Source organism: Bradyrhizobium sp. USDA 3397, from assembly GCF_054060965.1.
Genome location: NZ_JBSSDS010000001.1, coordinates 5805962 through 5832792, shown reverse-complemented (window position 1 = coordinate 5832792; position 26831 = coordinate 5805962). Strand labels below are relative to the sequence as shown.

General features: G+C 64.5%; 28 protein-coding genes. 15 read left to right on the top strand and 13 right to left on the bottom strand.

Features of this window, described 5'->3' with window-relative positions:
• Positions 1-9: 9 nt before the first annotated feature.
• The 4 genes from ACVWYQ_RS26970 (at position 10) to ACVWYQ_RS26955 (ending at position 4545) form a co-directional block, all read left to right on the top strand.
• Entirely contained in the window at positions 10-1893 is a 1884-nt protein-coding gene (locus ACVWYQ_RS26970) for a feruloyl-CoA synthase (RefSeq protein ID WP_271545938.1), read from the top strand.
• A gap of 230 nt (positions 1894-2123) precedes the next feature.
• The gene (locus ACVWYQ_RS26965; RefSeq protein WP_404545638.1) at positions 2124-2885 is read left to right on the top strand and encodes an SDR family NAD(P)-dependent oxidoreductase; all 762 of its coding nucleotides are present in this window, start codon (positions 2124-2126) and stop codon (positions 2883-2885) included.
• A gap of 10 nt (positions 2886-2895) precedes the next feature.
• Positions 2896-3315 carry an acyl-CoA thioesterase gene (locus ACVWYQ_RS26960; protein ID WP_157283120.1) on the top strand — a complete coding sequence of 140 codons (420 nt, stop codon included), beginning with the start codon at positions 2896-2898 and terminating at the stop codon, positions 3313-3315.
• Positions 3316-3393: 78 nt separating this feature from the next.
• Entirely contained in the window at positions 3394-4545 is a 1152-nt protein-coding gene (locus ACVWYQ_RS26955) for an ABC transporter substrate-binding protein (RefSeq protein ID WP_404545636.1), read from the top strand.
• 148 nt (positions 4546-4693) lie between these two features.
• Here the strand turns inward: ACVWYQ_RS26955 and ACVWYQ_RS26950 are convergent, their stop codons facing one another.
• Together ACVWYQ_RS26950 and ACVWYQ_RS26945 are read right to left on the bottom strand one after the other, a co-directional pair.
• Entirely contained in the window at positions 4694-5422 is a 729-nt protein-coding gene (locus ACVWYQ_RS26950; protein ID WP_035997236.1) for a glutathione S-transferase family protein, read from the bottom strand.
• A gap of 38 nt (positions 5423-5460) precedes the next feature.
• Positions 5461-5736: a hypothetical protein gene (locus tag ACVWYQ_RS26945; protein ID WP_035997233.1), complete on the bottom strand. Its 276-nt coding sequence runs from the start codon at positions 5734-5736 to the stop codon at positions 5461-5463.
• 113 nt (positions 5737-5849) lie between these two features.
• Between ACVWYQ_RS26945 and ACVWYQ_RS26940 the strand changes: the two genes are divergently transcribed.
• Together ACVWYQ_RS26940 and ACVWYQ_RS26935 are read left to right on the top strand one after the other, a co-directional pair.
• The gene (locus tag ACVWYQ_RS26940) at positions 5850-6548 is read left to right on the top strand and encodes a helix-turn-helix transcriptional regulator (protein ID WP_025033709.1); all 699 of its coding nucleotides are present in this window, start codon (positions 5850-5852) and stop codon (positions 6546-6548) included.
• Between the two features lie 5 nt (positions 6549-6553).
• The gene (locus ACVWYQ_RS26935) at positions 6554-6868 is read left to right on the top strand and encodes a YkgJ family cysteine cluster protein (protein ID WP_198399697.1); all 315 of its coding nucleotides are present in this window, start codon (positions 6554-6556) and stop codon (positions 6866-6868) included.
• Here the strand turns inward: ACVWYQ_RS26935 and ACVWYQ_RS26930 are convergent.
• Entirely contained in the window at positions 6865-7263 is a 399-nt protein-coding gene (locus tag ACVWYQ_RS26930) for a hypothetical protein (RefSeq protein ID WP_035997226.1), read from the bottom strand. The genes ACVWYQ_RS26935 and ACVWYQ_RS26930 overlap by 4 nt on opposite strands.
• A 308-nt stretch (positions 7264-7571) precedes the next feature.
• Positions 7572-7919 carry a DUF3307 domain-containing protein gene (locus ACVWYQ_RS26925; RefSeq protein ID WP_050991738.1) on the bottom strand — a complete coding sequence of 116 codons (348 nt, stop codon included), beginning with the start codon at positions 7917-7919 and terminating at the stop codon, positions 7572-7574.
• Between the two features lie 403 nt (positions 7920-8322).
• Here ACVWYQ_RS26925 and ACVWYQ_RS26920 point away from each other — a divergent pair, with 403 nt between their 5' ends.
• The 3 genes from ACVWYQ_RS26920 to ACVWYQ_RS26910 all read left to right on the top strand — a co-directional run bounded on the left by ACVWYQ_RS26920 (position 8323) and on the right by ACVWYQ_RS26910 (position 11149).
• The gene (locus tag ACVWYQ_RS26920) at positions 8323-9768 is read left to right on the top strand and encodes a TAXI family TRAP transporter solute-binding subunit (protein ID WP_456726551.1); all 1446 of its coding nucleotides are present in this window, start codon (positions 8323-8325) and stop codon (positions 9766-9768) included.
• A 253-nt stretch (positions 9769-10021) separates the two neighbouring features.
• Positions 10022-10240: a hypothetical protein gene (locus tag ACVWYQ_RS26915; RefSeq protein ID WP_018321417.1), complete on the top strand. Its 219-nt coding sequence runs from the start codon at positions 10022-10024 to the stop codon at positions 10238-10240.
• A gap of 123 nt (positions 10241-10363) precedes the next feature.
• A complete protein-coding gene (locus ACVWYQ_RS26910; RefSeq protein WP_404545631.1) occupies positions 10364-11149 on the top strand; it encodes an enoyl-CoA hydratase/isomerase family protein in 786 nt (261 codons plus the stop codon).
• A gap of 7 nt (positions 11150-11156) precedes the next feature.
• Here ACVWYQ_RS26910 and ACVWYQ_RS26905 read toward each other — a convergent pair whose 3' ends face one another.
• Positions 11157-11801, bottom strand: coding sequence for a glutathione S-transferase family protein (locus ACVWYQ_RS26905; RefSeq protein ID WP_271545955.1), 645 nt, complete (start codon positions 11799-11801; stop codon positions 11157-11159).
• Between the two features lie 86 nt (positions 11802-11887).
• Here ACVWYQ_RS26905 and ACVWYQ_RS26900 point away from each other — a divergent pair, with 86 nt between their 5' ends.
• Positions 11888-12868, top strand: coding sequence for a helix-turn-helix transcriptional regulator (locus tag ACVWYQ_RS26900; RefSeq protein WP_275497720.1), 981 nt, complete (start codon positions 11888-11890; stop codon positions 12866-12868).
• 137 nt (positions 12869-13005) lie between these two features.
• On the top strand, positions 13006-13254 hold the full coding sequence (locus ACVWYQ_RS26895; protein ID WP_028138614.1) for a hypothetical protein: 249 nt from the start codon (positions 13006-13008) through the stop codon (positions 13252-13254).
• A 56-nt stretch (positions 13255-13310) separates the two neighbouring features.
• On the opposite strand, the gene ACVWYQ_RS26890 is transcribed toward ACVWYQ_RS26895, so the two are convergent.
• The 3 genes from ACVWYQ_RS26890 to ACVWYQ_RS26880 form a co-directional block, all read right to left on the bottom strand.
• Entirely contained in the window at positions 13311-14252 is a 942-nt protein-coding gene (locus tag ACVWYQ_RS26890; protein WP_404545628.1) for a fatty acid desaturase, read from the bottom strand.
• 15 nt (positions 14253-14267) lie between these two features.
• Positions 14268-15284 carry an alpha/beta fold hydrolase gene (locus tag ACVWYQ_RS26885; protein WP_456726550.1) on the bottom strand — a complete coding sequence of 339 codons (1017 nt, stop codon included), beginning with the start codon at positions 15282-15284 and terminating at the stop codon, positions 14268-14270.
• Positions 15285-15431: 147 nt separating this feature from the next.
• Positions 15432-16235 (bottom strand): MBL fold metallo-hydrolase, encoded by an 804-nt coding sequence (locus ACVWYQ_RS26880; RefSeq protein WP_157283132.1) that lies wholly within the window; start codon positions 16233-16235, stop codon positions 15432-15434.
• A 186-nt stretch (positions 16236-16421) separates the two neighbouring features.
• Here ACVWYQ_RS26880 and ACVWYQ_RS26875 point away from each other — a divergent pair, with 186 nt between their 5' ends.
• Both ACVWYQ_RS26875 and ACVWYQ_RS26870 read left to right on the top strand, forming a co-directional pair.
• Positions 16422-17621 (top strand): MFS transporter, encoded by a 1200-nt coding sequence (locus ACVWYQ_RS26875; RefSeq protein WP_404545624.1) that lies wholly within the window; start codon positions 16422-16424, stop codon positions 17619-17621.
• A 197-nt stretch (positions 17622-17818) separates the two neighbouring features.
• Entirely contained in the window at positions 17819-18769 is a 951-nt protein-coding gene (locus ACVWYQ_RS26870) for an AraC family transcriptional regulator (RefSeq protein WP_271545966.1), read from the top strand.
• 36 nt (positions 18770-18805) lie between these two features.
• On the opposite strand, the gene ACVWYQ_RS26865 is transcribed toward ACVWYQ_RS26870, so the two are convergent.
• The 3 genes from ACVWYQ_RS26865 to ACVWYQ_RS26855 form a co-directional block, all read right to left on the bottom strand.
• Positions 18806-20419 (bottom strand): acyl-CoA synthetase, encoded by a 1614-nt coding sequence (locus tag ACVWYQ_RS26865; RefSeq protein WP_404545618.1) that lies wholly within the window; start codon positions 20417-20419, stop codon positions 18806-18808.
• A gap of 371 nt (positions 20420-20790) precedes the next feature.
• Complete coding sequence (locus tag ACVWYQ_RS26860; RefSeq protein WP_157283136.1) at positions 20791-22017, bottom strand: ABC transporter substrate-binding protein; 1227 nt, start codon at positions 22015-22017, stop codon at positions 20791-20793.
• Positions 22018-22072: 55 nt separating this feature from the next.
• Positions 22073-22777 (bottom strand): DJ-1/PfpI family protein, encoded by a 705-nt coding sequence (locus ACVWYQ_RS26855; protein ID WP_157283137.1) that lies wholly within the window; start codon positions 22775-22777, stop codon positions 22073-22075.
• A 130-nt stretch (positions 22778-22907) separates the two neighbouring features.
• Between ACVWYQ_RS26855 and ACVWYQ_RS26850 the strand changes: the two genes are divergently transcribed.
• A complete protein-coding gene (locus ACVWYQ_RS26850; RefSeq protein ID WP_442869364.1) occupies positions 22908-23861 on the top strand; it encodes a helix-turn-helix domain-containing protein in 954 nt (317 codons plus the stop codon).
• 100 nt (positions 23862-23961) lie between these two features.
• Here ACVWYQ_RS26850 and ACVWYQ_RS26845 read toward each other — a convergent pair whose 3' ends face one another.
• Both ACVWYQ_RS26845 and ACVWYQ_RS26840 read right to left on the bottom strand, forming a co-directional pair.
• Positions 23962-24738 (bottom strand): cyclase family protein, encoded by a 777-nt coding sequence (locus ACVWYQ_RS26845; RefSeq protein WP_271545971.1) that lies wholly within the window; start codon positions 24736-24738, stop codon positions 23962-23964.
• 59 nt (positions 24739-24797) lie between these two features.
• Positions 24798-25787, bottom strand: coding sequence for a fumarylacetoacetate hydrolase family protein (locus ACVWYQ_RS26840; RefSeq protein ID WP_271546514.1), 990 nt, complete (start codon positions 25785-25787; stop codon positions 24798-24800).
• Between the two features lie 129 nt (positions 25788-25916).
• On the opposite strand from ACVWYQ_RS26840, the gene ACVWYQ_RS26835 reads away from it, so the two are divergent.
• On the top strand, positions 25917-26825 hold the full coding sequence (locus ACVWYQ_RS26835) for an ABC transporter substrate-binding protein (RefSeq protein WP_456727211.1): 909 nt from the start codon (positions 25917-25919) through the stop codon (positions 26823-26825).
• The last annotated feature ends 6 nt before the right edge of the window (positions 26826-26831 follow it).

Below are 26831 nucleotides of genomic sequence, written 5' to 3'. Positions count from 1 at the left end.
CGTAAAGTCATGAGCGCCCAGCCGTCCTCTTCCGGCATCGAGCGCGGCGCGAGCAATTTCCCGCTGCGGCCCATCTCGTTCGGTGATCCCGTCGTCAACATCGAGCGGCGCGACGACGGCACGATTTACCTGCGGCCAAAGCAGCCGCTCGGCGAATATCCGGTCCGCATCACCGACCGCCTGCATCATTGGGCCACGACGACGCCGGACCGCGTCTTCATGGCCGAGCGCGAAGGCGGCCGCGGCTGGCGCAAGATCACCTATGCCGAGCTGCTCACCGCGAGCCGGCACATCGCCTCCGCATTGATCCAGCGCGGCCTGTCGGCGGAGCGGCCGGTCGTCATCCTCTCGGGCAATTCGATCGACCACGCGCTCCTGGCGTTCGGCGCGTTCTATGCCGGCGTTCCGTTCTGCCCGGTGTCGCCGGCCTATTCGCTGGTGTCGAAGGATTACGGCAAGCTGTCCTATCTGATGAAGCTGCTGACGCCGGGCCTCGTCTTCGCCGACGATGCCGACAAGTTCGCCGATGCGCTCGCCGCCAACGTCTCGCTCGGCACCGAGATCGCCGCGTCCTATGGCCAAGTGCCGGGCCGCGACGTCACCCTGCTGGCCGACCTGATGGCGACGCCGATCCGTGGCGACCTCGACGATGTCCACGGCCGGATCGGCCCCGACACGATCGCAAAATTCCTGCTGACCTCGGGCTCGACCGGTAATCCCAAGGCCGTCATCAACACCCAGCGCATGATCTGCGCCAATCAGGTGATGCTGCGCGAGACGCTCGCTTTCCTGAAGGACGAGCCGCCAGTCATCATCGATTGGCTGCCGTGGAATCACACCTTCGGCGGCAATCACAACATCGGCCTGACGCTCTACAACGGCGGCTCGATGTATCTGGACGCCGGCAAGCCGGTGCCTGGGGGCATCGAGGAGACCGTGCGCAATCTCCGGGAAATTTCACCGACGGTCTATTTCAACGTGCCCAAGGGCTACGAATCGCTGCTGCCCTATCTGCGCGACGACCAGGGCTTGCGAGCCAAGTTCTTCGACCGGCTGCATGCGATGTTCTTCTCCGGCGCGGCGCTGTCGCCGTTCGTCTGGGACAGCCTCGACGAGCTCGCGGCGAAGGAGAAGGGCTATCGCGTGCCGATGCTGACCGGTCTCGGCGCGACCGAGACCGCGCCGTTCTTCATGTCGGTCAATCCGCGCACCAGCCGCTCCGGCCATGTCGGCCTGCCGGTCTCTGGCAACGACGCCAAGCTGGTGCCGAACAACGGCAAGCTGGAAGTGCGCGCCAAGGGGCCGAACGTGATGCCCGGCTACTGGCGCCAACCCGACATCACGGCAAAATCCTTCGACGAGGAAGGATTTTACAAGATGGGCGATGCGCTCAAGCCCGCCGATCCCGATGATTTCAACGCCGGCTTCGACTTCGACGGCCGCGTCAGCGAGGACTTCAAGCTCGCGAGCGGCACCTGGGTCAGCGTCGGCCCGCTGCGCGCGCGCCTCACCGCGGCCTGCGCGCCCCTGGTGCGCGACGTCGTCATCGCCGGCATCAACCGCGACGAGATCTCCGCGCTGGTCGTGCTCGATCTCGACGGCTGCCGGCTGATCAACCCGACACTGCCGCCCGACGATCTCATCGTCGCGACGCGCGACCGCCTGGTGCGCGAGGCTTTCCGCGAGCGCCTGACCCGTTTCCTCGGCCAGGCCACGGGATCCTCGACACGGATCACGCGCGCGATCCTGATGGACACGCCGCTCTCGATCGACAAGGGCGAAGTCACCGACAAGGGCTCGATCAACCAGCGCGCAGTGCTGGAGCATCGCGGCGAGCTGATCGAGGAGCTCTACGCTGCCAATCCGTCGAACCGTGTGATATCGGTCGGCTAACATGACAATGGGAGTGAACCAGTCGGCGCTTCCTTCACCTCGCCCCGCTTGCGGGGAGAGGTCGAATTTGCGCAACGCGCAAATTCGGGTGAGGGGGAGCCGCCGCGAGTCCCACTGCCACCGCATTCGCGGAAGCAAGCCCCTCACCCAAACCCTCTCCCCGTAAGAACGGGGAGAGGGAGCAGACCGGCCGATCCGGTCGCACCCAAGAACGGTCAAAGGAGAACGCCATGTTGTTGAAGGATCAGGCAGCCATCGTCACCGGCGGCGCATCGGGACTTGGTGCGGCCACCGCAAGAACGCTGGCGGCACAGGGCGCCAAGGTCGCTGTGTGCGACCTCAACACCAAGCTGGCCGAAACGGTCGCGGCAGAGATCAAGGGCGTGGCCGTCACCTGCGACGTCTCCGATGCCGCCTCCGCTGAAGCCGCGATCGCGCAGGCGACCAAGGCCCACGGCCCGGCGCGCGTGCTGGTCAATTGCGCCGGCATCGGCGTTGCCAAGCGCGTGGTCGGCCGCGACGGCCCGATGGCGCTTTCGGATTTCGACAAGGTGATCAAGGTCAACCTGATCGGCACCTTCAACATGCTGCGCCTCGCCGCCACCGAAATGTCCAAGCTGGAGCCGCAGACGACCGGCGAGCGCGGCGTCATCATCAACACCGCCTCCGTTGCCGCCTATGACGGCCAGATCGGCCAATCCGCCTATTCGGCCTCCAAGGGCGGCATCGTCGGCATGACGCTGCCGATCGCGCGCGAGCTCGCGCAGTTCGGCGTCCGCGTGCTGACGATCGCCCCCGGCCTGTTCCTGACGCCGCTGCTGGCGAACCTGCCGCAGGAGGCCCAGGACTCGCTCGCCGCCGCGATCCCCTTCCCGCGCCGGCTCGGACAAGCCGACGAGTTCGCAGCGCTCGCGCTGCACATGGTCGAGAATGCCTACCTGAACGGCGAGGTGGTGCGCCTCGACGGTTCGCTGCGCATGGCGCCCAAGTAAGGCAGCGCTCATGTTCGTGAACCGGCGCGAGGTCCAGATCCAGTGGGGCGATTGCGACCCCGCGAACATCGTCTACTACCCGCGCTATTTCGCGATGTTCGACGATTCGACCTCGACCCTGTTCGAAGCCGCCGGCTTCTCCAAGCAGGACCTGGTCCGCAAATACGGCCTGGTGGGCATTCCCATGGTCGATACGCGGGCCAAGTTCTACATCCCCTCGACCTATGGCGACTGGATCACCATTGAAACCAAGATCGAGAGCATCAAGCGCTCGAGCTTCGAGGTGAAGCACAACGTCTACAAGGGCGAGGCGCTCGCCATCGAGGGTTTCGAGACCCGCGTCCTGGTCGGCCGCGATCCCGTTAACCCAGACAAGTTGAAATCGGCACCGTTCCCGGCGGAAATGGTAGCCAAATTCACGGGAAGCTAAATCGCCGCATCACCAAAAGAGGGGGCTGAATTACCCCCCGATTTCTGCTTTCAAATAAACACGTCAAGGGAGGAATAGATGAAACGCTTTTATTTGACCGCTGCCATCACTGCGGCTGCGCTGGCCCTGCCGGCATTGCCCGCGCTGGCCCAGACCAGCGAAGTCACCATCGGCATCACCACCACCACGACCGGCCCGGGTGCGGCACTCGGCATTCCCGAGCGCAACGCGCTGGAATTCGTGCCGAAGGAGATCGGCGGCGTGCCGCTGAAGGTGATCGTGCTCGACGACGGCGGCGATCCCACCACCGCCACCACCAACGCCCGTCGCTTCGTCACCGAATCCAAGGCCGACATCATCATGGGCTCGGCGCTGACGCCGCCGACCATCGCGGTCTCCAATGTCGCCAACGAAGCCGGTATCCCGCACTTCGGTCTGGCACCCTTCCCGATCACGCCGGAGCGCATGAAGTGGTCGGTGGCGATGCCGCAGCCGATTCCGATCGTCGGCAAGGTGCTGTACGACCACATGAAGTCCAAGGGCGTGAAGACGCTCGGTTATATCGGCTATTCCGATTCCTACGGCGACCTCTGGTTCAACGACCTCAAGGCGCAGGCCGTGCCGATGGGAATGACGATCGTCGACGAGGAGCGCTTCGCCCGTCCCGACACTTCGGTGACCGGCCAGGTGCTGAAGCTCGTCGCCGCCAATCCCGACGCCGTCCTGGTCGGGGCGTCCGGCACCGCGGCCGCGCTGCCGCAGACCGAGCTGCGCGAGCGCGGCTACAAGGGCCTGATCTACCAGACCCACGGCGCGGCCAGCATGGACTTCATCCGCATTGCCGGCAAAGCGGCGGAAGGCGTGCTGATGGCCTCGGGTCCCGTCATGGCCCCCGAGGAACAGCCGGACAGCGCGCTGACCAAGAAGCCAGGCCTCGCGCTGAACTCCGCCTACGAGGCAAAGTACGGCCCCAACAGCCGCAGCCAGTTCGCCGGCCATTCCTTTGATGCGTTCGAGATCCTCAAGCGCGTCATTCCAGCGGCGTTGAAGACGGCCAAGCCCGGCACGCCGGAATTCCGCGAAGCCATCCGCCAGGCGCTGCTGACGGAGAAGGAGCTGGCGGCGAGCCAGGGCGTCTACAACTTCACCGAAAAGGACCGCTACGGCCTCGACGAGCGCTCGCGCATCCTGCTCACGGTGAAGGACGGCAAGTACACGCTGGTGAAGTAGGCGCGGCGAAGATTCGAGACGACGAGAGCCGGCCCGATGGGCCGGCTCTTTTGTTTGGTCAATGGGGCAAGCTGCGGCACCGGCCCAGGTGCGCCCCCTCTCCCGCAAGCGGGAGAGAGGTTGCACCGAGTCAGCCGATGCACCGCGGCTACGCCGCCTGCCGCAACGGGGTCCAGGCGAACTCGGGATAATAGTCGTCCATCATGCGGTCGACATAAGCGGTGAGGTTCGGAAATCCCTCGGCCCGCTCGCGCAAGGCGGATTCAAAGAACGGCGAGAGAACGCCGGCGAGCATGCCGAACGCAGTGGCATCGACGCCGCAGGGCCTGTTGCCCATCAGGTAGGCTTTGTCGCCGAGCTGCACCGAGAGCGCGAACAGCGAACGCACGGCAAGATCGACGTCGTCATCCGGCGCATGGCGGCCGAGTCCGGAGAGCAGGTAGTTCTCGGCGACGCGGAACTGCGCATCCTCGCGCAGCTTCTCGCGATTGTGCTCCGGCGCGCCGTCGAAGAAATGCGCGGGCCCCTTGGCGAAATTGACCGGATCGACCCAGCGCGCGCCCACCAGCGCCCAATACACATGGTGCTCGATCATGCGCTCGAACGCCCAGGCCTGCGCCCGCTCGGCCAAAGTGAGGCCGGCATCGAAATCGAAGCCATAGCGGCGCTCGATATGGGCCCGGATGAAGGTGGAATCGGCCACCGCCTCGCCGCCGTCGTCGATGAAGGGCAGCTGCCCCTTGGGCGAGGCCGGCGGCATCGCCCGCTCTTTCCGGTAAGGCAGTCCCGCCATCTTGAGCTGCACCTCGGTCTTGGTGACGAAGGGGCTGATTTCCGGCAGGCCGAAGCCGGCGCCAAAACCGTAAAGCGTGATCATGCAAGCTCTCCTGAACCTGTCGAACGAGTGGAAGGAACCTAGCGGCCGGCTGCTGCCACCATGGTGGCAGCAGCCGTGATATCTTCTGCGAAGCGGGCCCCGCGCCAGGCGCGGCCCATCAGATGGCGGACCAGCGCATCCGCGGCATGGTTCAGCGAGCGTGTCACCACGCTTGCGAGCGCAAATCGGAGATCAACGGCCATGAGATCAAGCGGAACGAGGCGGCCAAACGCCCAAGCCCGCAACATTTGGCCGTGCCACAGCTGCGCCCGCCACAGTGGACCGGCCTGGCCGAAATGGGTTGGAATGATCATGGACAAATCCTCTTCAGTCGATGTGTTGTCCCGGTATAGAACCCCCCTGCTGCCAACATCCTGTCAGCAGCCGCGCGCCGATTTCTGATCCATCGTTCGAGAAGAGAATTGTCATGAGACGCGCCGACCGGCTGTTTCAAATCATCCAGGTGCTGAGGCGCACGCGTAAGCCGCTGACGGCAGACGCGATCGCGGCCGAGCTCGAGACTTCGAAGCGCACCATCTACCGCGACATCGCAACACTGATCGGCCAGCGCGTGCCGATCCGCGGCGAAGCCGGCATGGGTTACATCCTGGAAAAGGGTTTCGACCTGCCGCCCCTGATGCTGACGCCGGACGAGATCGAGGCGGCCGTGCTGGGCGCGCAATGGGTCGCGGGCCACGCCGATTCCGCGCTGGCGCGCGCGGCCGAAGACTTGATGGCCAAGATCGCCGATACCGTCCCGGAGCGCCTGCGCCCCTTCGTGCTGGAGCCGGCGAGCCGGGCGCGTCCGAGCTGGAACCGGGAACCGGACCGCCTGGACATGGCGCGCACGCGCACCCAAATCCATGAAGGCAAGAAGATCATGCTGCGCTATCGCGACGAACAGGGCCGCCCCAGCGAGCGCATGATCTGGCCGATCTCGGTCGGCTATCTCGAAGCGGTGCGGCTGCTGGCGGCCTGGTGCGAGCTGCGCGGCGACTTCCGCAGCTTCCGCACCGACCGCGTGGTCGAGGCGACCTATCTCGACGAGAAATATCCTGAAAGGCGCGACGTTCTGCGCGCGAGATGGCGGCAAAGCCTGGTCTGGGGTCCGCCGAAGGACACGTGAGGACGATGGACGAGACCGAGCTGTCGAGCTGTTGCCAGGGCTGCGGCGCCTGCTGCGGCTATTCGCAGAACTGGCCGCGCTTCTCGATCGAGAGCGACGAGGAGCTTGCGCTGATCCCGGAGGCGCTCGTCAACGACCGGCAATCGGGCATGCGATGCGAGGGCGATCGCTGCGCGGCGTTGCAAGGCGAGATCGGAAAGATGACGGCCTGTGGCATCTATGACGTGCGGCCGGAGGTGTGCCGCACCTGCATGCCTGGTGACGCCGAATGCGCGATGGCGCGGCGGAAGTTCGGCCTGCCCGTTATCGAGGCCGCTTAGGCGGGGACGGCTTCGCCGATCTCGTCGTCGAGCTCGTCATCCAGCGGTGCGAGCACCGAGAGCGGCTTGGTCGACAGCGTGATCGGCTTGCGCCCACCCGTCAGCGACGTCGAAGCTTTCGCGGTGCCTTCGCGCGACAGCGCGAAGAGCGTCGAGCCGACGCGGCCGCCATTCTCGATCAGATCGCGCTCGCTGCAGCTCGCTGCGATCGCGACCGCCAGCGAGTGCAAATGGCTACGGCGGTAGCAGAACAGCGCCAGCCTGGCGCGCACGTCAGGGGAAACACTCTCAACCAGCCTCGGCAGGCCACTCTCGCTGGCGCGATACATCTCGCCAAGGAGCTCGTCGCGGACCGGGCAGAAATCGCTTTCAAAGGCGTCGCGGCTTGAAAACATTGCAGTTCTCCCTCGTGTGAGGAAGATGCAGCGCAATTCTCTAACGAAAGGTTAACCACGCTGCCCGGTAGTCACCCGGGGTAGTTGCGCGTCGGCCGCGAATCGGTGGGGCGCAGTGGGGACTCGGGGACTACCGCGCCGGCTGGGATAGCGGGGCACCGGCGTCTCCACTGCGTCATGGCCGGGCTTGTCCCGGCCATCCACGGACAGCCCAGATGCACGAAGAACGTGGATGCCCGGGACAAGCCCGGGCATGACGACCTCTAGTGCCGATGAAAAGTTGCCTCGCTCAAAAGGGCAGCCCGCCCTCAGTTCGCCGCCATGAAGATCGCGAGGCCGAAGCCGGTCAGGTGGTGCAGCGCCTGGTCGACGCCGATCAGCGTCCAGAACCAGGGATGGGCGAGGTCGACGCCGAAATTGGCGGAGACGTATCCCTTGGCGCGGTCGATCGTGATGTGGATCAGGAAGTCGATGAAGGCCACGAACCAGAATCGCGGCGCCACGATCACGATCAGCGGCAGCGCGACGGCAAGGTGGACCAGGCAGTGCACCAGGAGCGGCAGGGCCCAGCCATGCTTCTGATCCTTGCCGTGCGCCATCCAGGCGGTTTGAAGAACGAAATCGGCGATGACGTGCTTGAAGGTGAGCAGCAACATCCAGCCAATGAGCGCTTCAACCGGAATCGCCGATGACATGGGTGGAAACGACAAAGCTGACGCCCTCATTGACGTGACGAGAAGAATTGGAGCGTTCAGCGCAACTTCTTCTTGGACCGGTCAAGCGCCGGGACGCGCAATTTATGACATCTCCCGCGGCGGAATGCAGCCGGGTGGAACCGGAAAATCGCCAAGTGTGGCTAACCGGTGATAGGAGTGCCAATCGCCGCGGACATATCGAGTAAGGTTACCTCCGGCTCGAAATTTGCATTCCGCCGCCTTCGCGCTATCATCGGCGATCGGGAATATCGTTCTTTTTTCAGGCGTTTACGAATTACCGGGGCCCGCCGCGCTTCCAAGCCACGCGCCGCCGCCAGCCAAACGATAAGGCCAGAGTGCTGCCATGAGTACCGAAGGCCCCATCGCATCGCCGACCATGCCGCCGCCCCGGCGCCCCAAGGTGATCAAGACCAACCAGCAGCAGGTTCTCCTCTACGTCGTGCTGACCCTGCTGCTGTCGTTCGCCACTGTCTGGGCCGGCCGCACGCTGGTGCACAATTCGGAGACGCTGACCTTTGCCGTCGGCGGCCCCAACAGCGATGAGGCGCTGTTCGCGGCCAAGCTCGCCGCCCTCCTGAAGAACAACGCGTCGCGCTTGCGGATCAACATCGTCAACAACGCCGACAATGCCAAGGCGCTCGCGCAGTTCGACCGCAGGCAGGCCGACCTCGCCGTGCTGCGCACCGACGCCAAGGTGCCGCTGCGGGCGCGCACGCTCGCGATCCTCGAGCACGATCTCGTGCTCCTGCTCGGTCCCGGCAACAAGAAGATCAAATCGCTGGCCGAATTGAAGAAGAAGAAGGTGGCGGTCGTCGCCGAGAACGAATCCTCGCTCGCCTTCGTCCGCAGCATCCTCGACGTCCCCGATGGCCCTGAGGCTGCGAAGATCCAGATGGCGCCGCAGGGCGCGACGCTCGACAAGCTGTTCGCCCCGGCAAACGGCTTCAGCGCGGTGATCGCGATCGTCCACGCCTCGAAGGCAGTCCGGGACAAATCCTATGAGCAAGCCGCCAAACGCGGCGGCTTCACACTGAACACCATCGAAGAAGCCAAGACGCTGGCGCGCAAATTTCCCGGCATTTCCGACGAGACCGTAACGGCAGGCTCGGTGTCGACATCCCCGCAGATTCCCGACGACGATCTCGACACGATCGGTCTCGAATGGCTGCTGGTCGCGCAATCCCGGATATCCCCAAGCACGGCCGGCGAGCTCGCCCGCACCGTCTACGAGAATAAGTCGGCGCTCGGGCTCGACAACGGCTTTGCCACCAGGATCGAGCCGGCCTCGGTGGAGAAGGACGCCTTCGTGATCGCGCATCGGGGCGCCGCCGACTACATCAACGACGACACCAAGTCGTTCCTGGATAAGTACAGTGACGTGATGTATCTGGGCGTCGCCGCGCTCAGCATCATCGGCTCGATCTTCGCGGCGATCTACGCCAAGATCACGCGGATCGCGCCGGAGAAGGCCAGCGAGCTCTCCACCGCCATCCTGGATATCGGCGAGCGGATCGAGCACCCCCATTCGCTGGATCAGCTCGAATGTCTCCAGGATGAGCTCGAGACTATCTTGCGCGGTGCCGTCATCGGCCTCAGGGACGGCACGATCAGTACCGACGGGCTCGACACCTTCAAGCTCGGCTACGAATTCGTCCGTGACGAGATCGGCATGCGCCGCGACTATCTGAAACGTCATGCCGGCGAAGCCGACAAGACGGTACGCGATGCCGGCCCGGCTCCGTCGGACGACAGCAATGTCGTGGTGGTGAAGACCGCCCAGAGCGCCTGACCCCGCCGGATTGAGCACACCACCGTCCGTGTCCCGGACAAGCTGCAATGCACAAAGGCGTTGCAGCGCTGAGCCGGGACCCAGGAACCGGCGACAATATGCGTTGCCACATGGGCCCCGGCTCTGCGGCGCATCACTGCGTGCTGCGCTGCGTCCGGGGGACGACACCGAGGCCCGTCCGATCGCCAGCCGGCCGTCTGGAACCCTGCCCATCCGCAACCGTTGGTTTCCGGTTGCAACCGGAGAACGCGGCATGCGTGCACTCCTCATCATCCTCCTTCTGGGAATGCTGGCGGCGGCCGGCTACTTCGCCTATTCCGCAATGGCGGTCGAAGGTGAGCCGATCCCGACGGAAGGCTATGTGGCGCTGGCGCTGGGCGCGGGGTTCTCCGTCATCGTCGGCGTCGGGCTGATGGTGCTGCTGTTCTTCAGCAGCCGCCGCGGCTACGACGAACCGCCACATTTCAGGTAGGGCACCTCGCCAGGGACAGCGGCGTGGACGGCAGGCCCGGTGCAGCGGCGCGGCAAACGACCGGCGCCGTCGTTGACGGCCTCCGCCCGGGCGGGCACTTTGGCGCCGACAACGGAGACGAGAATGTCGGACACAGCCGACGCAGCTTCTAGCCCCCTGCTCGAAATCATCGGCGCCCGCGCCACCATCCGCCTCAACCGGCCCAAGCATCTCAACCGGCTCCAGGCCGAGGATCTCGACGAGCTGACGAGATTGTTCGGCCGGGTCGAGGCCGACCCTGCTATTCGCGTGCTGGTGCTGACGGGCACCGGGCGCGCCTTCTCCGCCGGCTACGATCTCAATTCAGTCGCGGAACGCGCGGTCAGCGCGAGCGAGCAGCAGAGCGCGGGCTCGGCCTTCGAGGCGGTGGTCAACCGGCTCGAGGATCTCGGCGTTCCCACGATCTGCCGGCTCAATGGCGGCGTCTATGGCGGCTCGACCGACCTCGCGCTCGCCTGCGATTTCCGCATCGGCGTCGATACCGCGGAAATGTTCATGCCGGCGGCGCGACTTGGGCTGCACTACTACCCGAGCGGCATCAAACGCTACGTGACTCGCCTCGGCATGGACAATGCGAAAAAGCTGTTCCTCACCGCGCAGAAGATCGACGCTCCGGAGATGCTGCGTATCGGCTATCTCACCGCGATGGTGCCGGTGGACTTGCTGGATCAGGAGGTCGACAAGCTCGCTGCGATCCTCGCCGGCAACGCCCCGGAGGCGATGCGCGGCATGAAGCGGGCGATCAACGAGTTCGCCCGCGGCGAGCTCGAGGAGGACGCCGCCGATCAGCGCCACCGCGACAGCATGCGCGGCGACGAGATCAAGGAAGGCATCAAGGCGTTCGCCGAGAAGCGGGCACCGCGATTTTGACGCCCTCTCATCCACCCGCCGCGGCGGCATGCTGCGCCGCCATCTCCGCATCTGCGGCATTGATGCGCTGGAACGCCGGCCGCGCCGTCATGCGCTCCGCATAGCGGACGAAGACATCCTTCTTCGGCACGATGCCGAACATCATGGTCCAGCTGAAGGCGACGCCCCACAATACGTCGGCCGCCGTCATGCGCTCGCCGAGCAGATAGGGCCCGTTCGCCAGCTGGGCCTCGAGCGCACCCAGCATCGTATCGTAATCGGCATAGGGCGATTGCGTGATCGGCGCCGGCTCTCGCTGCATGAACTTGTCGATCAAGGCCGGCTCGAACGACGACCCATAATAGGCGATCCAGCGCAGATAAGGCCCGCGCAGCGGATCGTTCAGGGCGGGGGTCAGCCCCGCTTGCGGGAACAGGTCGGCGAGATAGATGGTGATCGCGACCTGCTCGGTCACCAGCGCCTCGCCGTGGCGAATCGCCGGCACCTTGCCCAGCGGGTTGACGGCGAGATAAGCGGGCTTGCGCTGCTCGCCGGCCTTCATGTTGAGGACATGGAGATCGTAAGGAGCCCCCAGCTCCTCCAGCAGCATCCGCGTGCCGGTGGCCCGCGACTGCGGCGAATAGAACAGGGTGATGCGGTTCGGATCGGTCATGGCAATCTCCATCTGGCCGGCTGGCGATGGCGCCGCTTGTAGCGGACCATACCTGACATCCTCTGTCAGGTATGGTCTAAGGGATCATGCGCGCGAGCCGAATGATGTCGATTCTCACCACCCTTCAGGCCAGGGGGATGGTTACCGCTCCCGAGCTCGCGGCGGCCTGTGAGGTCTCGGTGCGCACGATCTATCGCGACATCGACGCGCTCGCGGCGTCCGGCGTTCCCGTTTACGCCGACCGCGGCGCGGAAGGCGGCTATCGCCTGCTCGACGGCTATCGCGTGCGACTGAACGGGCTGTCGCAGAGCGAGGCGGGCGCGTTGTTCCTGGCAGGATTGCCGGGCCCGGCCGCCGCGCTCGGGCTCGATGCCGCGATGATCGCCGCCCAAAACAAGCTGATGGCGGCACTGCCTCCGAATTTGCGCGAGGATGCCGGGCGGATGCAGGAGCGTTTCCACCTGGACGCGCCCGGCTGGTTCGGCGAAGCGGAAGACCCGAAGCACCTGCGCACCATCGCCGGCGCCGTACTGCGCGGGACGCTGATCAGGATTCGGTACCAGAGCTGGCGTGCTGAGAAGCAGCGCCGCGTCGCGCCGCTCGGCCTCGTGCTGAAGGGCGGCAGCTGGTATCTCGCAGGACAAGTCGACGCCAGCGTGCGTACCTATCGCGTCGCACGCGTGCTCGACTGCACAGCCCTTGGCGACCGCTTCGATCGTCCCGCCGGCTTCGACCTCGCCGCCCATTGGCGGGCCGCGACGCTGCGGCTCGAAGCGGAGATGCATCCCAATGTCGCGATCGTCCGGCTGTCGCCGTTCGGCGTGAAGCTGCTCGGCGCGCTGAGCCAGCCCTATGTCAAGGCACGCACGCAGCTCGAGGAGACAACCGATGCAGACGGCTGGCGCATTGCGCGCGTGCCGGTCGGAAAGACATCGTGGCATGCCGCGGCCGAACTGCTGCGACTCGGCCCGGAAGCCGAAGTCCTTGAACCGGCCGATCTCCGCGACAAGATGGCCGAGCTGACGCAGGCGATGGCCGCGCGGTATCGCGCGGCGCAGAAAGCCTGATCGCGGCGCATTCTGCCGCAGCCGACGAAACATTCCTGAAACACGATTCTTCCCGCTTGCCATGAACGCGATCGCGTCTCGTCTCGACGGAAATGCAGGGACGCAACAATGGCCCTAGCGCCGAATGGAGAATGAAGATGTTTCGTAAGCTTGCACTTGGTCTGATCGCCGCCGGCTCGCTCGGCGTTGCCGCTCTCGCCCCCACCGCGGCCTCGGCCGGCGGCTTCCATCACCATCATGGTCATCACCACTGGGGTCCCGGCTGGGGCTTTGGCGGTATCTACCTCAACACCGGCGTCAGCAATTGCTATCAGGAGCGCCTGGTCCGGACCCGTCACGGCCTGCGCGTGCGCGTCGTGAACGTCTGCGCCTACGGGATCTACTGATATCTCGATATCCCGACAAAGCTCCGGTCGCATCGCGGCCGGAGTTTTGCGTTGAGCTAGCCGGCCTGCCGCTGCCGGCGAAACCAAGCCCAGGTCTCGCGCGTCGTTCTGATGTAACCGCGGCCGCGATGGACGATCTCGCCGTCGACAATCGCGTTCAGCTTCGGCAGGGCGTGAAAGGGGATCGAGGGATAAGCGTGGTGCTCGACATGATACGGCATGTTCCACGCGAACCATTTGACGATAGCACCGGTGTAAGTCGTGCGGGTGTTCTGAAAGGCGCTGCGGGTGCGGTCGCAACCGGTATGCTCGGCGTAAAGATAGGGCCGCAGGAAGAACTGCCCGATCACGAGCGGCACGATCCAGACCCAGAGCAGCAGCGCTGAAGAGAACCACAGCGACAGCGCCAGCAGCAGGGCGTAGAGCGCGACATAGGCGCGCGCCTCGGCCACGATGGTGCTGCGCTTGCTCTCGGGAATCCATGGCACGACGACCTTGCTGGTGATCGCGTGGCCGAGCATCAGCCGCAGACGGCCGGCGACCTGGAGCAGGCCGCTATAGGCGAGCGCAAGCTGGGTGTCGGACGTCGGCTTCACGCCAACGATCAGCTCGGGATCCTTTTCGGGGTCCTGCGTGTAGCGATGATGGTCCCAGTGAAACAGGCAGTAATATTCGTAAGGCAGCCCGATGATGAACGCCGAGAGATAGCCGACGCCGAGATTGAGGCCCCGGCTCCTGAACGCCGTCTTGTGCGCGGTCTCGTGCACCGCCATGAACAGGAAGGCGACGACATAGCCCTGCACCACCATCAGCGGCAGCGCCCAGAGCGCGCCCCAGCTCGACCAAACCTTCCAGATCAGCGCGCCCACCAGCACGATCACGCCGTAATGGCCGAGGCTCTGCACCGCACCTCTGATGTTGGAGCGAACCGACAATTCGCGCAGCGTGGTGGGTGTCAGGGGCTTCAGGCGATGGCCGGCGTCCGTTGCGTCGCTCATGATCGATTGCGTGCCCTACTTGCGGAGAAGCTCGGCGATCTCGGCCTTGATGAAGGCCTGGTCGCGGGGATTGTTGATGGGATTGCCGGCGCGGTGGCCATGCAGCGATGGGATCGGATGCAGCACCGCCGATCTCGCGTTGACGAGCTTGCCGAGCTCGTCCTCGTTGTCGTGCACGTCGAAATAGCGGTCGGTCGCGCCCGGCATCAGCAGCATGTGTGCCTTGATCGCCGCCAGCGCGCGATCGAGATCACCGGCGAATGCCACACACCGGCTAATGTCGCCACGCTGCCAGATGCCGATCTGCGCCAGGAGATCGTTGGCATCGCGCCGCGCGAAGGTCGCATCCCAGGCGCGGGCGAGATAATCCTCGAGTGAAGTGAAGCCGGCCTCGCGCCAGAGCTCGTCGCGATAGAAGCCGTGCGACATCGCCCAGCCGGCATAGACGCGTCCCATGGCGCGGTAGCCGGCGACGGGTTTTTCGAGGAAGCGGCCGTCGCGGAAGGCGGGATCGGCCGTGAGCGCGGCCTTCACGCTTTCAAGGAAGACGTAGTTATAGGGCGCGCAGCGGGCGCTGCCGCAAACGACGGCGGCGCGCTCGACCATGTCGGGATGCAGCGCCGACCAGTGATAGGCCTGCATGCCGCCCATCGACCAGCCATAGACCAGCGCAAGCTTCGAGATGCCGAAGCGTTCGGTGAGCAGCCGGTGCTGGACCGCGATGGCATCGTGATAGCTCACCTCCGGGAAGGGCGCGGGCGTGTTCGAGGGCGAAGACGATAGGCCGTTGCCGAACAGGTTCGGGATGATGATGAAGTAGCGCGTGGGATCGAGCATGCCGTCGGGGCCGATCAGCCATTCAATGTCGGTATGCTGCGCGCTGAACGAGGTCGGATAGAGGATGACGTTGTCCCTGGCCGGGCTCAGCGTGCCGTAGGTCTTGTAGGCGAGCTTCAGGGAGGGAAAGACGGTCCCGGATTGGAGCGCGACGTCGCTAGCCTCGAAGATCTCGTCATCGCGCTGCACCGTCATGCACTCAGCTCCCGCTCGCGGAGGCCTTCTCGGCGTCCGCAATGCATCGATCATGCCGGCCCTTGGCCAGATGCTTCGATTGGCCTATATTGTACTTCTAGTACAGTTATTAGAGACCGGCAAGACAAATCCGATCCGCAGCCCGGCTCAGGCGATGGCCGCGAGATAGCGCGCGACCGACGCAGCAAACGCCGCCTTGGCACCGCCGGCGATGTTGCGGCCCCACCAGGCGCCGTAGATCCGGTCGAAGGCGAGCGGCTCGACAGCCGACGCGATCCGCCGTACCGCAGCGGCGTTGAGCGGCATGTAGTTCGGGTAGGAATACATAAAGCTGACGAAGCGCCGGTCCATCGTCACCTGCGCGATATCTCCCGTGAGCAGCGCGCCCTTGCCGTCCGCACCACGCGCATAATGCAGCACGGTGGCGCCGGCGAAGTGGCCGCCGGTGCGCAGCAGCAGCACGTCGTCGGAGAGGCGATGGCTTTCGCCGGTCCAGTGCACGATCGCCGGGTGAGGTCGCGTGACGAAGGCGCGATCGTCGGCATGCAGATAGACCGGCACGCCACCGAACCTGTCGCTCCAGTCGGCGGCCGCGCCATAATAATGCGGATGCGAGATCGCAATGGCCTTGAGGCCGCCGAGCGCTGCGATGTGATGGATGGCCTCGTCGCTCGCGAGTGGAATGCAGTCCCACATCAAGCAGCCGCCGCCGTCGGGCACCAGCAGCGCGCGCTGCCCGATGGCAAAGCTCGGCTCCATGCCGATTCCGGTCAGGCCGAGATCGTCGCGCCCCACCAGTCGGTGCTTGCGCGCGAGCTCCTCGCGCGTGAGGAAGGCTTGACCGTCCCAGCCGACGAACTGGCGCTCGTCCTCGCAGATCGGACAGGCCGCAGGGGGATTCCCGCTATCCGGGAATTGAGCGCCGCAGGTTGCGCAGGTCCAGAGGGGCATCGCGCTGATCCATCGTGAGTCCATTCTTGCAAGACATGACGTCGCGCGCGCCGGATCGCAAGAGCAACCGGAACCAACGCCATGAGAGCAGGTTAAGTTCTGGTCCGCCCCGGGCGCCCGCAGCGCCCGCCGAGCCCGTCTCATGCGAGATCCGATTCGATCGGCAGCATCAAGTTCAGCGTCTCGATGACATCGCGCCCTTCAACGTCTCGCATCTGGCCCCTGTTCGCGCTCAATTTCTTCATGGCCGACATGCAGTCGGGCATCGGGCCGTTCGTCGGGGTCTTCCTTCAGGAACGCGGCTGGGCGACCGGCCTGATCGGCACGGCAATGACGATCGGCAACGTCGCGGGCATGCTGGTCACGACTCCGATCGGCGGCTTCATCGATTCCAGCCGCAACAAGCGGCTGTGGGTGATCATTCCCGGCATCTGCGTCGTTTCGGCGTCCGCAATCATCCTGATCTCGCAAAACTTCTGGGCGGTGACGTTCTCGCAAGTCGCGCAATCGCTGGCGAGCGCCGCAATCGTGCCGGCCGTCACGGGCATCACGCTCGGTATCGCCAAGCAGAAGGGCTTCAATGCGCTCAATGGCCGCAACCAGGCGTACAACCACGCCGGCAACATGGTCGGAGCCGCGCTCTCAGGCTATCTCGGCTACAAGTATGGCTATTTTGCCGTGTTCGCGCTGGCGGCCTTGTTCGGCGCCATCGCGATCGCTTGCGTGCTGATGATTCCAGCCAAGGCGATCGACGACCGCGCCGCGCGCGGCAGCAAGGAGGACGATTCCAAGGCGCCGCCGGATGCGATGACGATGCTGCTGAAGCACAAGGCGTTGCTCGTGCTTGCTCTCGCCCTCGCGCTGTTCCACCTCGGCAATGCCGCGATCGTGCCGCTGTACGGACTTGCCGCGGTCGCCGAGGGACAGGCCAACGGCCCGAGCTTCGTCGCAACGACCGTGGTGATCGCACAGGGCGTGATGATCGTGACCTCGCTGATCGCGATGACGGCCGCGAGCAAGCGCAATTACTGGCCGGTGATCCTGGTGTCTTTCATGTTCTTGCCGGTCCGCGGCGTGCTCGCGTTCTTCGTCACGGGATGGTGGGGCGTGGTGCCGATGCAGGTGCTCGACGGCATCGGCACCGGACTGCAAACGGTCGCCGTCCCCGGCATGGTCGCGCGCTCGCTCAACGGCACCGGCCGCATCAATCTCGGCCAGGGCGCCGTGATCACCGTGCAGGGTATCGGCGCGAGCCTCAGTCCCGCTCTCGGCGGCTGGATCGCGCAATGGATCGGCTATGGGCCGACCTTCCTGCTGCTCGGCGGCTTTGGCCTGGCGTCGATCGCGCTGTGGCTGGCCTTCAGTGCGGCGGTGAAGAAGTATTGAGGTTCTCCGGCGCCTGGCGGTCGCGGCGCAAAGTGCTCGATTTGCCCAATAAGCAGGCTGCGGCACCTCGTCGCTGGCTCAGCGCGTAGGTGCGAGTGGTTTTTCGCGCAATCTGGCGCTTTTCCAGTTGCCGCATCCCCGGCGCGCCGACGAAAGTGCGGACCGCAATGAATCGGCAATAGGCGTTCCGGCGATCGATGACCCAGCCGCAGCTCTCATTCGATGGCGATCCGAACGGTGCGGCCTATGAGCAATGGCGCGAGCAGTTTTGCCGTCAGGTAGCGAACGTCGATTTCGTGCCGGTTGGTGAAGGGCGCGTTCACCGAACCATTGCGCCTGCCATTCTTCCCCGCCTCAGACTCTCGGCCTCGTTCGGCACGCCGATGTCCTTCGTGTCATTGGGAACGAACGACGAGTTGGTGATCACGACGTCGCCCAATTCGGCATTGCGTGGGGCCATGGGGAAACGGCCACTGGAGGTCGCCGCCGGCGACATCACGATCGGCGATCCCTCGATCAAGGGGGCCCAAATCACGCAACTGGCGTATGGTAATTTCCAGACCGCGCTGCTGCCGCGGAAAGCTCTGCTGCGCGCCTGCCCGAATGCCGAGGACCTAATCGCGGGGTCGATCTCCGGCGCCAACCCGATCACATCGATGTTCCTGCGATATTACGACCTCGCACACGCGCACGCGGACAAGCTCGCGCCGGCGGAGCTCGATGCGGTCTCGCAGCACCTGTTCGACCTCGCCGTCCTGATGCTCGGCGCACGCGGCGATGCCGCCGAAGAGGCTCAATTGCGGGGCCTTGCGGCGGCGCGCTTCGAAGCGCTCAAGTCCGACATCCTGGCTCAGCTGGACAGCCCCGCATTGTCGCTGTCCGACCTCGCAGCCGCGCACCGGATCAGTCCGCGCAGCATCCAATTGCTGTTCGAGCGCGCCGGCATCACCTATAGCGGCTTCGTGCTGGAGCAAAGATTACTGCGCGCCGAACGACTGCTGCGAAGTCCTGCCATGCGCAGCCGCAAGATCATCGAGATCGCGCACCTCGCTGGCTTTCACGACGTCTCCTACTTCCATCGCGCGTTTCGCCGCCGTTTCGGAGCGACGCCCGACGATGTCAGGAAGCTGGCTGGCGAGGCCGAATAAGCGAGTTCCGCCGCGACGGCGCCGGAACGGCGCCTGCTAGGTCCCAAAACTCTTCTGCACCGCCTTGTCGAGCGTCTCGCCGCCGACGAAGCGCTGGCGCAGCTCGCGCTTGAGCAGCTTGCCGCTCGGATTCTTCGGCAGGGCGTCCACGAAGATCACGCGCTTGGGCACCTTGAAATGGGCCATGTGGCCGGCGCAATGCCTGATGACGGCGTCTTCGTCGAGCTTCGCCCCGGTCTTGACCACGACGATGGCGGTCACGGCCTCGATCCAGCGCGGATCGGGCAGGCCGACCACCGCGACCTCGGAGACCTCCGGAATGCGATAGACCATCTCCTCGACCTCGCGGCTCGCGACGTTCTCGCCGCCGGTCTTGATCATGTCCTTGACGCGGTCGACCACGGTGATGTGGCCTTCCTCGTCGACGGTGGCGAGATCGCCGGAGTGAAACCAGCCGCCGGCAAATGCCGCCGCAGTCTTGACCGGATCGTTGTAATAGCCGGAGAGCAGATGCGGCGAGCGATGCACGATCTCGCCGACTTCGCCGACCTTGACATCCTCCATCGCCGTGTTGACGACGCGCGTCTCGACATTGAGCACGGGCTTGCCGGCGGAGCCGGCCTTGCGGAGCTGATCCTCCGGTCGCAGCACGGTCGCGAGCGGCGCGATCTCGGTCTGGCCGTAGAAATTCCAGAACTTGACCGCGGGCAGACGGCGCTGCAATTCGAGCAGCACCTCCACCGGCATGATCGAGGCGCCGTAATAGCCCTTCTGCAAGGTCGACAGATCGGTCTTGTCGAAGTTCGGCGAGCGCAGCATCGCGATCCAGATCGTCGGCGGCGCGAAGAACGAGGTGATCCTGTGCGCCTGGATCAGCGCCAGGATGTTGTCGGCGGTCGGCTTGCCGGTAATTACGCCGGAGGCGCCGAGATACACCTGCGGGCCCAGGAACACATCCAGCTGCGCGCAATGATAGAGCGGCAGAGCGTGCAGGAACTTGTCGTCCACGCTCATGCCGCCGTCGATGATGCAGCTGACATACTGCCACATCACGGCTTCATGGGTCAGCATCGCGCCCTTGGGCAGCGATTCCGTGCCTGAGGTGTAGACGATCTGCGCGAGATCGCGGCTGTCGACCGAGGCGTCCAGGAACGAGCCGTCCGGATGCAGGAGATCATCGAAGGTGGTGAGGTCTGCGGGCGGCGCGGCCGGATCCTCGCCCGGCAGCCAGATCATCTTCTCGACCGCGCAATCCTTTGCGCTCGCCGCGCGTGCGGGCTCGACGAAATCGGGACCGGTCGCGAGCAGCTTTGCGCCGGAGCTCTTCAGGATGAAATTGATCTCGTCCGGATTGAGCATGAAGTTGATCGGCACCAGCACCGCGCCGATCCGCGCCGCCGCGAAGCGCAGCGCAGCGAAGGCGTGCGAGTTGCGCGAGAGCACGGCGAGGCGGTCGCCCTTCCCGACGCCGAGGCCAAGCAGGCCGCGGCCGAGCCGGTTGCAGATCGCGTCAATCTCGGCAAAGCTCCAGCTCACGTCGCCGCAGCTCACCGCGAGCTTGTTCGGCTCGCGGCCTGCGGAGCGGCGCAGGAGATCGCCGATGGAATGCTCGCGCGCTTTCGAGATGGTGGCTGCAATGTCGCCGGTCATTTCTTCCCCGTGGAATTTTCGTTCAGCACAAAGGCCGCGAGCTTTCGTGTTTCGCGGACCGTAGTCGGCGCCGTCAGCGACGTCAAATTACACGCGGGCAAATAAAACCCGCGAAAACAACCCCATGCACAGTAGACGGTGGCTGCAAGATCAATGGGTTAGGTGGGAAGCGGGATTGGGTGTGAGTCGGGCAGGATTTCAGGAGCCAAAAAGCCAAGGGACAGTGGTTCCACTCGCCCGTCCGGCGCGCCTAAGCGAGCCGAGGAGAATTGGCCGCGATGGTTGCTCCCATCCGAATGACGTCTCCCGTGATTTGCTTCGTCGGGCAAAACAGGAGCATAGTGGCATCATCGCGGTTTGGCACTCCAAGCTCAATTACCCCGCCTGACCAGCGGGCATTCACTGTCAGCGAGCGAAGCGTAGACTTCGCCGCTCGGAATTTTCTCGAGCACGTTGTAGTACTCCCAGGGTGCCTTGACCTCGGACGGATCCTTCACCTGCACAAGGTAGAAGTCGTGCACGAGCTTGCCGTCCTCGCGCAACCGCGCGCCGCGTGCGTAGAAATCGTCGACGGACGTCGCGCGCATCTTCTCCAGCACTGGATCCGTTGCATCCGTGCCTACGGCAGCGACTGCTTTCAGATAGTGGCTGACGCCGGAATAGACCGCGGCTTGCGGTGCCGTGGGCATGGCGCTGCGAAGCTTGAAGAAGCGCTGGCCGAACGCCCGGCTCTCGTCATCCAGCGCCCAGTACCATGCCGTCAGCGTGGTCAGGCCCATGGCGATTTTCGGGCCCATGGCATGAACATCGGTGTCGAACATCAGTTCGGCCACGGGCTTCTGGTTTCCCGTGTTCATGCCGAACTCGTTCCACTGCTTCATCAGATTGACCAGCTGATCGCCGGCATTGGCGAAGGCGATCGCCTTCGCGCCAGACGCCTTCGCCTGCAGGATGAACGAGCTGTAGTCCGCGTTGCCAATCGGGTGATACACCGCGCCGAGCGACTTGCCGCCCGCGGCCGCCAGCACGCGCTGCGATTCCGACACCATGTTCTTGCCGAACGCGTAATCGGCCGCGATGAAGAACCAGGTGTCGTAGCCCTGGCTGACCAGGGTACGGATCGGTCCCGACACCAGATTGTAGGAATCGTGCAGCCAGGCCAGGCCGCTTCGCGAACATTGCTTGCCCGTCAATTCGGTGGTCGCCACCGCCGAATAGATCGCAATCTTGTTCTTGTCGCGCGCCAGCGACTGGATCGCCAGCCCCACGGCCGAATTGGACACGTCGGCGACCATGTCGACGCCGTCGACGTCGAACCATTTCCGCACAATGCCGACGCCGATATCAGGCTTGTTCTGATGATCGGCGGCCAAGATCTCGACCTTGATCGACGGCACTAATTTCTGAAAATCTTCCGCCGCCATCTTGGCTGCCGCAACGGAGCCCGATCCCGACAGGTCGGACAATGGCCCGGTCTGGTCATTGATGATGCCGATCCGGACCACACTACCGGAGAGTTCGGCGGCGCGAGTGGGCGGACAAGATGCGATGAAAGTCCCAACGACGAGAAGGGTAGCGATGCGGCCGTGCCAGTTCATGCGAACACCTTTCCAATAGTGGCGCTTGTGGCTTTCCTCCCTGTGCCGAACGGGCTTAAGCTGCCGTTGCTTTCGCCTTGAGTTTAGAAACTGCCTTCTGCACCGCGGCTGCGCGCTTTTGCAGCCAAGGTTCGGCCTCGCGGCGCATGCGGGAAATCAGCTCACGCGGCGCATTCTGCACGGTGATGTCGAACGGCGGCTGCGGCTGATATTCCAGCATCAGCTGGAGATTTTTCGCAACGTCTTCGCCGCAGAGCTCGGCGGCGACCTGAAAACCGAAATCGATACCGGCGGTGACACCGCCGCCGGAAATGCGGTTGCGGTCAACCACGACGCGTTCGTCGACGGCGATGGCGCCAAAGGCAGCAAGCTGGTCGCTCATCAGCCAATGGCAGGCTGACCTGTATCCGTCGATCAGGCCTGCGGCGCCGAGGATCAGACAGCCGGCGCAAACCGAAGTGATGTAGCGTGCCGATCCACCCTTGTCGCGAACGAAGGCAATCACCTCGTCATCGTCCATGGTGGCGACCTGTCCCGGGCCGCCGCCGATGCAGAACACGTCCAGATCCGGGCAGTCGGCGAACGTCGTGGTTGGCAGCAGCGGAAGACCGACGTCGCTGACGACAGGCTCGATACGCTTCCACAACAGGTGCATGCGGACGTTCGGCAGACGGGCAAACACTTCGAAAGGTCCGGTGACGTCCAGCTGCGTCATCCCGGGATAGTACAGAATTCCGATTTCGATCCGCTTGCCGGACATGGAGCCCTCCTACGTTGGATAACCCATGTTGACAGCGGAGGGCATTTGCCGAAATGTCATTACACACGCAATTCCTGCCAAGCCGTCCCTGCTCAAGGCGCTGCCAATGGCCCGTTCCGTCCGCCGCCGCGTGATCTTCGTGCTGTTCGACGACTGCCTGTTGCTCGACTTCGCCGGACCGCTGCAGGCCTTCGAGTTGGCCTGCGAAACGTCCAAAGCGGGGCAGGCGCCCTATGTCTGGCAGATCTGCTCGTTGAAGGGCGGGCCGGTCAAAACCTCGTCCGGTCTGGAGGTGATCACGACCGCCCTCGCTGATTGCGACCAAAAGAACATCGACACCCTCGTGGTGGGTGGGGGTCCCGGCGTCCATCGCGCCGCTGCAGAAGCCGCGCTGGTCGATTGGTTTCGCCTGGCAGCGCCGAAGGCAAGGCGCGTCTGCTCGGTCTGCACGGGTACATTCGTTCTGGCTGCGGCCGGGCTGCTGCGCGGGCGGCGCGCGGTCACCCATTGGGGTTCCTGTGACCTGCTGCGAGAAAAACATCCCGACGTTTCGGTTCAGGTCGATCCAGTCTTTGTGCATGACGGCGGCATCTGGACATCGGCAGGCGTGACGGCCGGCATCGATCTGGCGCTTACGCTGCTGGAAGATGATCTCGGCCATCGCGAGGCCATGCGCATCGCGCGCCGGCTCGTCGTTTTCCTCAAGCGGCCCGGCGGGCAGGCGCAATTCAGCGTGCCGCTGTCAATGCAGGCCTCGGAAGACCGCGCTTTCGAAACAATTTCGAGCTGGATGCAGGAAAATCTGGGCCGCGATTTGCGCGTCGAAAGTCTCGCCGAACGAGCCGGCATGAGCCCGCGCACCTTCGCGCGCGTGTTTCGCCAGAAGACCGGCCGCACCCCGGCCAAGGCGGTGGAAGAGCTTCGCGTCGAGGCCGCCCGACGCGCGCTGGAAGAGTCCGCCTCCCCTATCAAGGAAATCGCCGCGCGCGCAGGCTTTCAAAGCGAAGAGCATCTGCGCCGCGCGTTCCGCCGCCGCCTGAACGTGTTGCCGCATGACTATCGGACTCGATTCCATCAAGGGTAAAGTCAGCGACAGGCCGGCGGCGGCTCCGCGTTGGGCGTCAATCGCGTCAAATGGACGTCATCGGCAATTGTCGGTCTCGGTGGTCGCGGGCCTCGAGGAGCTAGCCTTCCAAGATCGCGACCGCACGCGTCCATCCGGCCGAGGCGCGCTCGATCTTGACCGGGAAGCATGACACCTTGAAGCCTGACGGCGGCAGCAGTTCGAGATTGTGCAGCTTCTCGAGATGACAATAGCCGATATGGCGTCCGGCCTTGTGGCCTTCCCAGATCAGGCTGGCGTCTTTCGTCTCGGCATATTTCTTCGCGGTGTGAACGAACGGCGCGTCCCAGCTCCAGCCGTCGGTGCCGGTCAGGCGCACGCCGCGCTCGAGCAGGTACATGGTTGCTTCGTAGCCCATGCCACAGCCCGACGTGACGTAGTCCTGCCGGCCATATTTGGCGCCAGCGCTGGTGTTGACCACGACGATCTCGAGCGGCTTCAGCTCGTGGCCGATGCGCTCGAGCTCGGCCTCGACGTCCTTGGCCGTTGCGACATAGCCGTCCGGCAGGTGCCGGAAGTCGAGCTTCACGCCGGGCTGGTAGCACCATTCCAGCGGCACCTCGTCGATGGTCCAGGACCGCTCGCCGCGATTCATGGTCGGGTGAAAATGCCAGGGGGCGTCGAGATGCGTGCCGTTGTGGGTGGAGAGACTGACCTGCTCCACCGCCCAGCCCTGGCCATCAGGCAGATCCTCGGCCTTCAGCCCGTCGAAGAACTGCAGCATGCGCGGCAGGCCCTGCTGATGATCGATATACTGGATCGTCGGATGATTGCCGGGCGGGTCGGCGGGCACGTCGTTCTGGAGAGGGACTGAGATGTCGATCAGCTTGCTCGTCATGGCGCTTCCTCGTCGATTGTTTTCGTTGGCGGCGTCAGCCGCGCCTTCAGACGTCCCCTTCAGGTATCTTGCCGCTCGACGCGGTTCTTCAAGATACCGATCTTCTCGACCTCGAGCTCGATCGTATCGCCATGCTCGAGAAACCAGCCGAGCTCGAGGCCGCAGCCATTGCCGACCGTGCCGGAGCCGATGAATTCACCGGGCATCAGCGTCTCGTCCTGGGAGACGTGCGCGATGATCTCCTCGAACGAAAACAGCATGCCCTCGCTCACGCCTTTCGAGCGGGTCTCGCCGTTGACGCGCGCTTCCATCTTTAGCTTGTAGGGATCACCGATCTCGTCCGGTGTCACGATCCAGGGCCCCATCACGTTGCCGCCGTCAAAACTCTTGCCCTTGGCAGGGCCGAGCCGTCCCTCCATCTCGATGCGCTGGGCGTCGCGCGCCGAGAAATCGTTGAAGATGGTATAGCCGAAGATGTGATCCCCAGCCTTCGCAGGCGTGATGTTGGCGCCCTTGTTCTTGGTGATGATCCCGAATTCGAGCTCGTAGTCCATCACCTTGCTGTAGCGAGGCCATTTCACCGTGGTGTTGGTGCCGCGGACGCTGAAGCGGTTGGTGATGTAGAAGATCGGCTGCTTGCGATAGACCTCGGGCAATTCGCCGAGCGGCTCGGCGTCGATGCGCGCCAATGCCGCCATGTCGCCCTTGGCACGCGCGGCGAGCTTTTGCTGCCCGCGCGGCGCCTGCAGGATGTGCAGGGGAAACGACATGCCGTCCCGCATTTGCCTGGGCTCCGGGACCGGCGCGAGGATGTCGACGGCGTTGACCGCCGCCGACAGCGTCGCGTCCTGGCCGTGCTTGTCGAGCAGGGCCCGGGCCCGATCGAGCGCGCGGGGCCCGGCGTCGATCAGCGCCAGCATCGAGCCAAAGGCCGGATCGGCCCCGCCGTCCCGTGCGGCCGCGGCGGCGAGGTCGAACACCTGGCTGCTATTGCTGTGGACGGCTCCGATCTTCTCCTGACCGGCCGATCTGAATGTTGCGAGTTTCACCTTGGGCACCCCTTGTTATCGTTCGAAATATATGATCAGATAAAATATCGATAAACAAGATAGAAAAATACAAATCGGGAGAGCGCGGTGAGAGGGACACAGGTCAGGGCGATATTGGCAGGTCTCACGGTGGGCCTTGGGGTGTCCGTTGCTTCCACGGCGCCCGTGCTGGCGCAGGCCAAGATCCAGATCGGCTGCACCGCGACTTCGGACTGCGCCTCGGCCATGGTCGCAGTCGACGAAGGCATTTTTAGAAAGCACGGGCTGAACGTCGAGATGACGCCGATCGCGATCAACTCCAACATCCCGGCGGCGATCCTGTCGAATTCGATTCAGGTCGGCGGACCCACCTCCACCGTCTTCCTGCAAGCCGTCGACGGCGGCCTCGACCTCGTCGCGATTGCCGGCGCCTCGGTCATGAACCCGACCTCCAACACCGCGATCGCGGCCTTCGTCCGCAACGGCATCACAATCAAGGATCCCAAGGACTTCATCGGCAAGAAGGTCGGCGCGCCGGGCCTGAACGCCTTCCTGCACGTGCTGTTCGTGAAATGGCTGGTCGAGAAAGGCGTCGATCCCCTAAGCGTCAATTTCGTCGAGGTCACCTTCCCGACCATGGCCGACATCATCAAATCAGGCGGCGTCGATGCCGTGCTCACCGCCGAGCCGTTCATCACGCGCATGAGCAATGCGGGGCTCGGCTCGGTCGGCGCGCGCTATGGCGCCGAGCTCGGCCGCACCGATCCGATCATCTTCTATGCCGCATCCCGCGACTGGGCGGAGAAGAATGTGGCCACCGTGAAGAAGTTCCGCGAAGCGATCGCGGAGGCCGCCACGATCGTCAACAGCGACCGCGAGAAGGCCTCGGCCTCGATCGCCAAGTTCACCAAGCAGCCGCTCGATCTCGTCAAGGCGACGCCGCCGAACCAGTCCGAGCCGAACCTCAAGCCGCAAAACCTCAGCTGGTGGATCGAGGTGATGTCGTCGCAGAAGATGCTGCAATCGAAGCTCGACACCGCGAAACTGGTGCTGAACTAGGGGATA

What these genes read in the sequence shown, in the direction of transcription:
- ACVWYQ_RS26970 (WP_271545938.1), top strand. Translation starts at nt 10, where the DNA reads ATGAGCGCCCAGCCGTCCTCTTCCGGCATCGAGCGCGGCGCGAGCAAT.
- ACVWYQ_RS26965 (WP_404545638.1), top strand. Translation starts at nt 2,124, where the DNA reads ATGTTGTTGAAGGATCAGGCAGCCATCGTCACCGGCGGCGCATCGGGA.
- ACVWYQ_RS26960 (WP_157283120.1), top strand. Translation starts at nt 2,896, where the DNA reads ATGTTCGTGAACCGGCGCGAGGTCCAGATCCAGTGGGGCGATTGCGAC.
- ACVWYQ_RS26955 (WP_404545636.1), top strand. Translation starts at nt 3,394, where the DNA reads ATGAAACGCTTTTATTTGACCGCTGCCATCACTGCGGCTGCGCTGGCC.
- ACVWYQ_RS26950 (WP_035997236.1), bottom strand. Translation starts at nt 5,422, where the DNA reads ATGATCACGCTTTACGGTTTTGGCGCCGGCTTCGGCCTGCCGGAAATC.
- ACVWYQ_RS26945 (WP_035997233.1), bottom strand. Translation starts at nt 5,736, where the DNA reads ATGATCATTCCAACCCATTTCGGCCAGGCCGGTCCACTGTGGCGGGCG.
- ACVWYQ_RS26940 (WP_025033709.1), top strand. Translation starts at nt 5,850, where the DNA reads ATGAGACGCGCCGACCGGCTGTTTCAAATCATCCAGGTGCTGAGGCGC.
- ACVWYQ_RS26935 (WP_198399697.1), top strand. Translation starts at nt 6,554, where the DNA reads ATGGACGAGACCGAGCTGTCGAGCTGTTGCCAGGGCTGCGGCGCCTGC.
- ACVWYQ_RS26930 (WP_035997226.1), bottom strand. Translation starts at nt 7,263, where the DNA reads ATGTTTTCAAGCCGCGACGCCTTTGAAAGCGATTTCTGCCCGGTCCGC.
- ACVWYQ_RS26925 (WP_050991738.1), bottom strand. Translation starts at nt 7,919, where the DNA reads ATGTTGCTGCTCACCTTCAAGCACGTCATCGCCGATTTCGTTCTTCAA.
- ACVWYQ_RS26920 (WP_456726551.1), top strand. Translation starts at nt 8,323, where the DNA reads ATGAGTACCGAAGGCCCCATCGCATCGCCGACCATGCCGCCGCCCCGG.
- ACVWYQ_RS26915 (WP_018321417.1), top strand. Translation starts at nt 10,022, where the DNA reads ATGCGTGCACTCCTCATCATCCTCCTTCTGGGAATGCTGGCGGCGGCC.
- ACVWYQ_RS26910 (WP_404545631.1), top strand. Translation starts at nt 10,364, where the DNA reads ATGTCGGACACAGCCGACGCAGCTTCTAGCCCCCTGCTCGAAATCATC.
- ACVWYQ_RS26905 (WP_271545955.1), bottom strand. Translation starts at nt 11,801, where the DNA reads ATGACCGATCCGAACCGCATCACCCTGTTCTATTCGCCGCAGTCGCGG.
- ACVWYQ_RS26900 (WP_275497720.1), top strand. Translation starts at nt 11,888, where the DNA reads ATGCGCGCGAGCCGAATGATGTCGATTCTCACCACCCTTCAGGCCAGG.
- ACVWYQ_RS26895 (WP_028138614.1), top strand. Translation starts at nt 13,006, where the DNA reads ATGTTTCGTAAGCTTGCACTTGGTCTGATCGCCGCCGGCTCGCTCGGC.
- ACVWYQ_RS26890 (WP_404545628.1), bottom strand. Translation starts at nt 14,252, where the DNA reads ATGAGCGACGCAACGGACGCCGGCCATCGCCTGAAGCCCCTGACACCC.
- ACVWYQ_RS26885 (WP_456726550.1), bottom strand. Translation starts at nt 15,284, where the DNA reads ATGACGGTGCAGCGCGATGACGAGATCTTCGAGGCTAGCGACGTCGCG.
- ACVWYQ_RS26880 (WP_157283132.1), bottom strand. Translation starts at nt 16,235, where the DNA reads ATGCCCCTCTGGACCTGCGCAACCTGCGGCGCTCAATTCCCGGATAGC.
- ACVWYQ_RS26875 (WP_404545624.1), top strand. Translation starts at nt 16,422, where the DNA reads ATGACATCGCGCCCTTCAACGTCTCGCATCTGGCCCCTGTTCGCGCTC.
- ACVWYQ_RS26870 (WP_271545966.1), top strand. Translation starts at nt 17,819, where the DNA reads ATGACCCAGCCGCAGCTCTCATTCGATGGCGATCCGAACGGTGCGGCC.
- ACVWYQ_RS26865 (WP_404545618.1), bottom strand. Translation starts at nt 20,419, where the DNA reads ATGACCGGCGACATTGCAGCCACCATCTCGAAAGCGCGCGAGCATTCC.
- ACVWYQ_RS26860 (WP_157283136.1), bottom strand. Translation starts at nt 22,017, where the DNA reads ATGAACTGGCACGGCCGCATCGCTACCCTTCTCGTCGTTGGGACTTTC.
- ACVWYQ_RS26855 (WP_157283137.1), bottom strand. Translation starts at nt 22,777, where the DNA reads ATGTCCGGCAAGCGGATCGAAATCGGAATTCTGTACTATCCCGGGATG.
- ACVWYQ_RS26845 (WP_271545971.1), bottom strand. Translation starts at nt 24,738, where the DNA reads ATGACGAGCAAGCTGATCGACATCTCAGTCCCTCTCCAGAACGACGTG.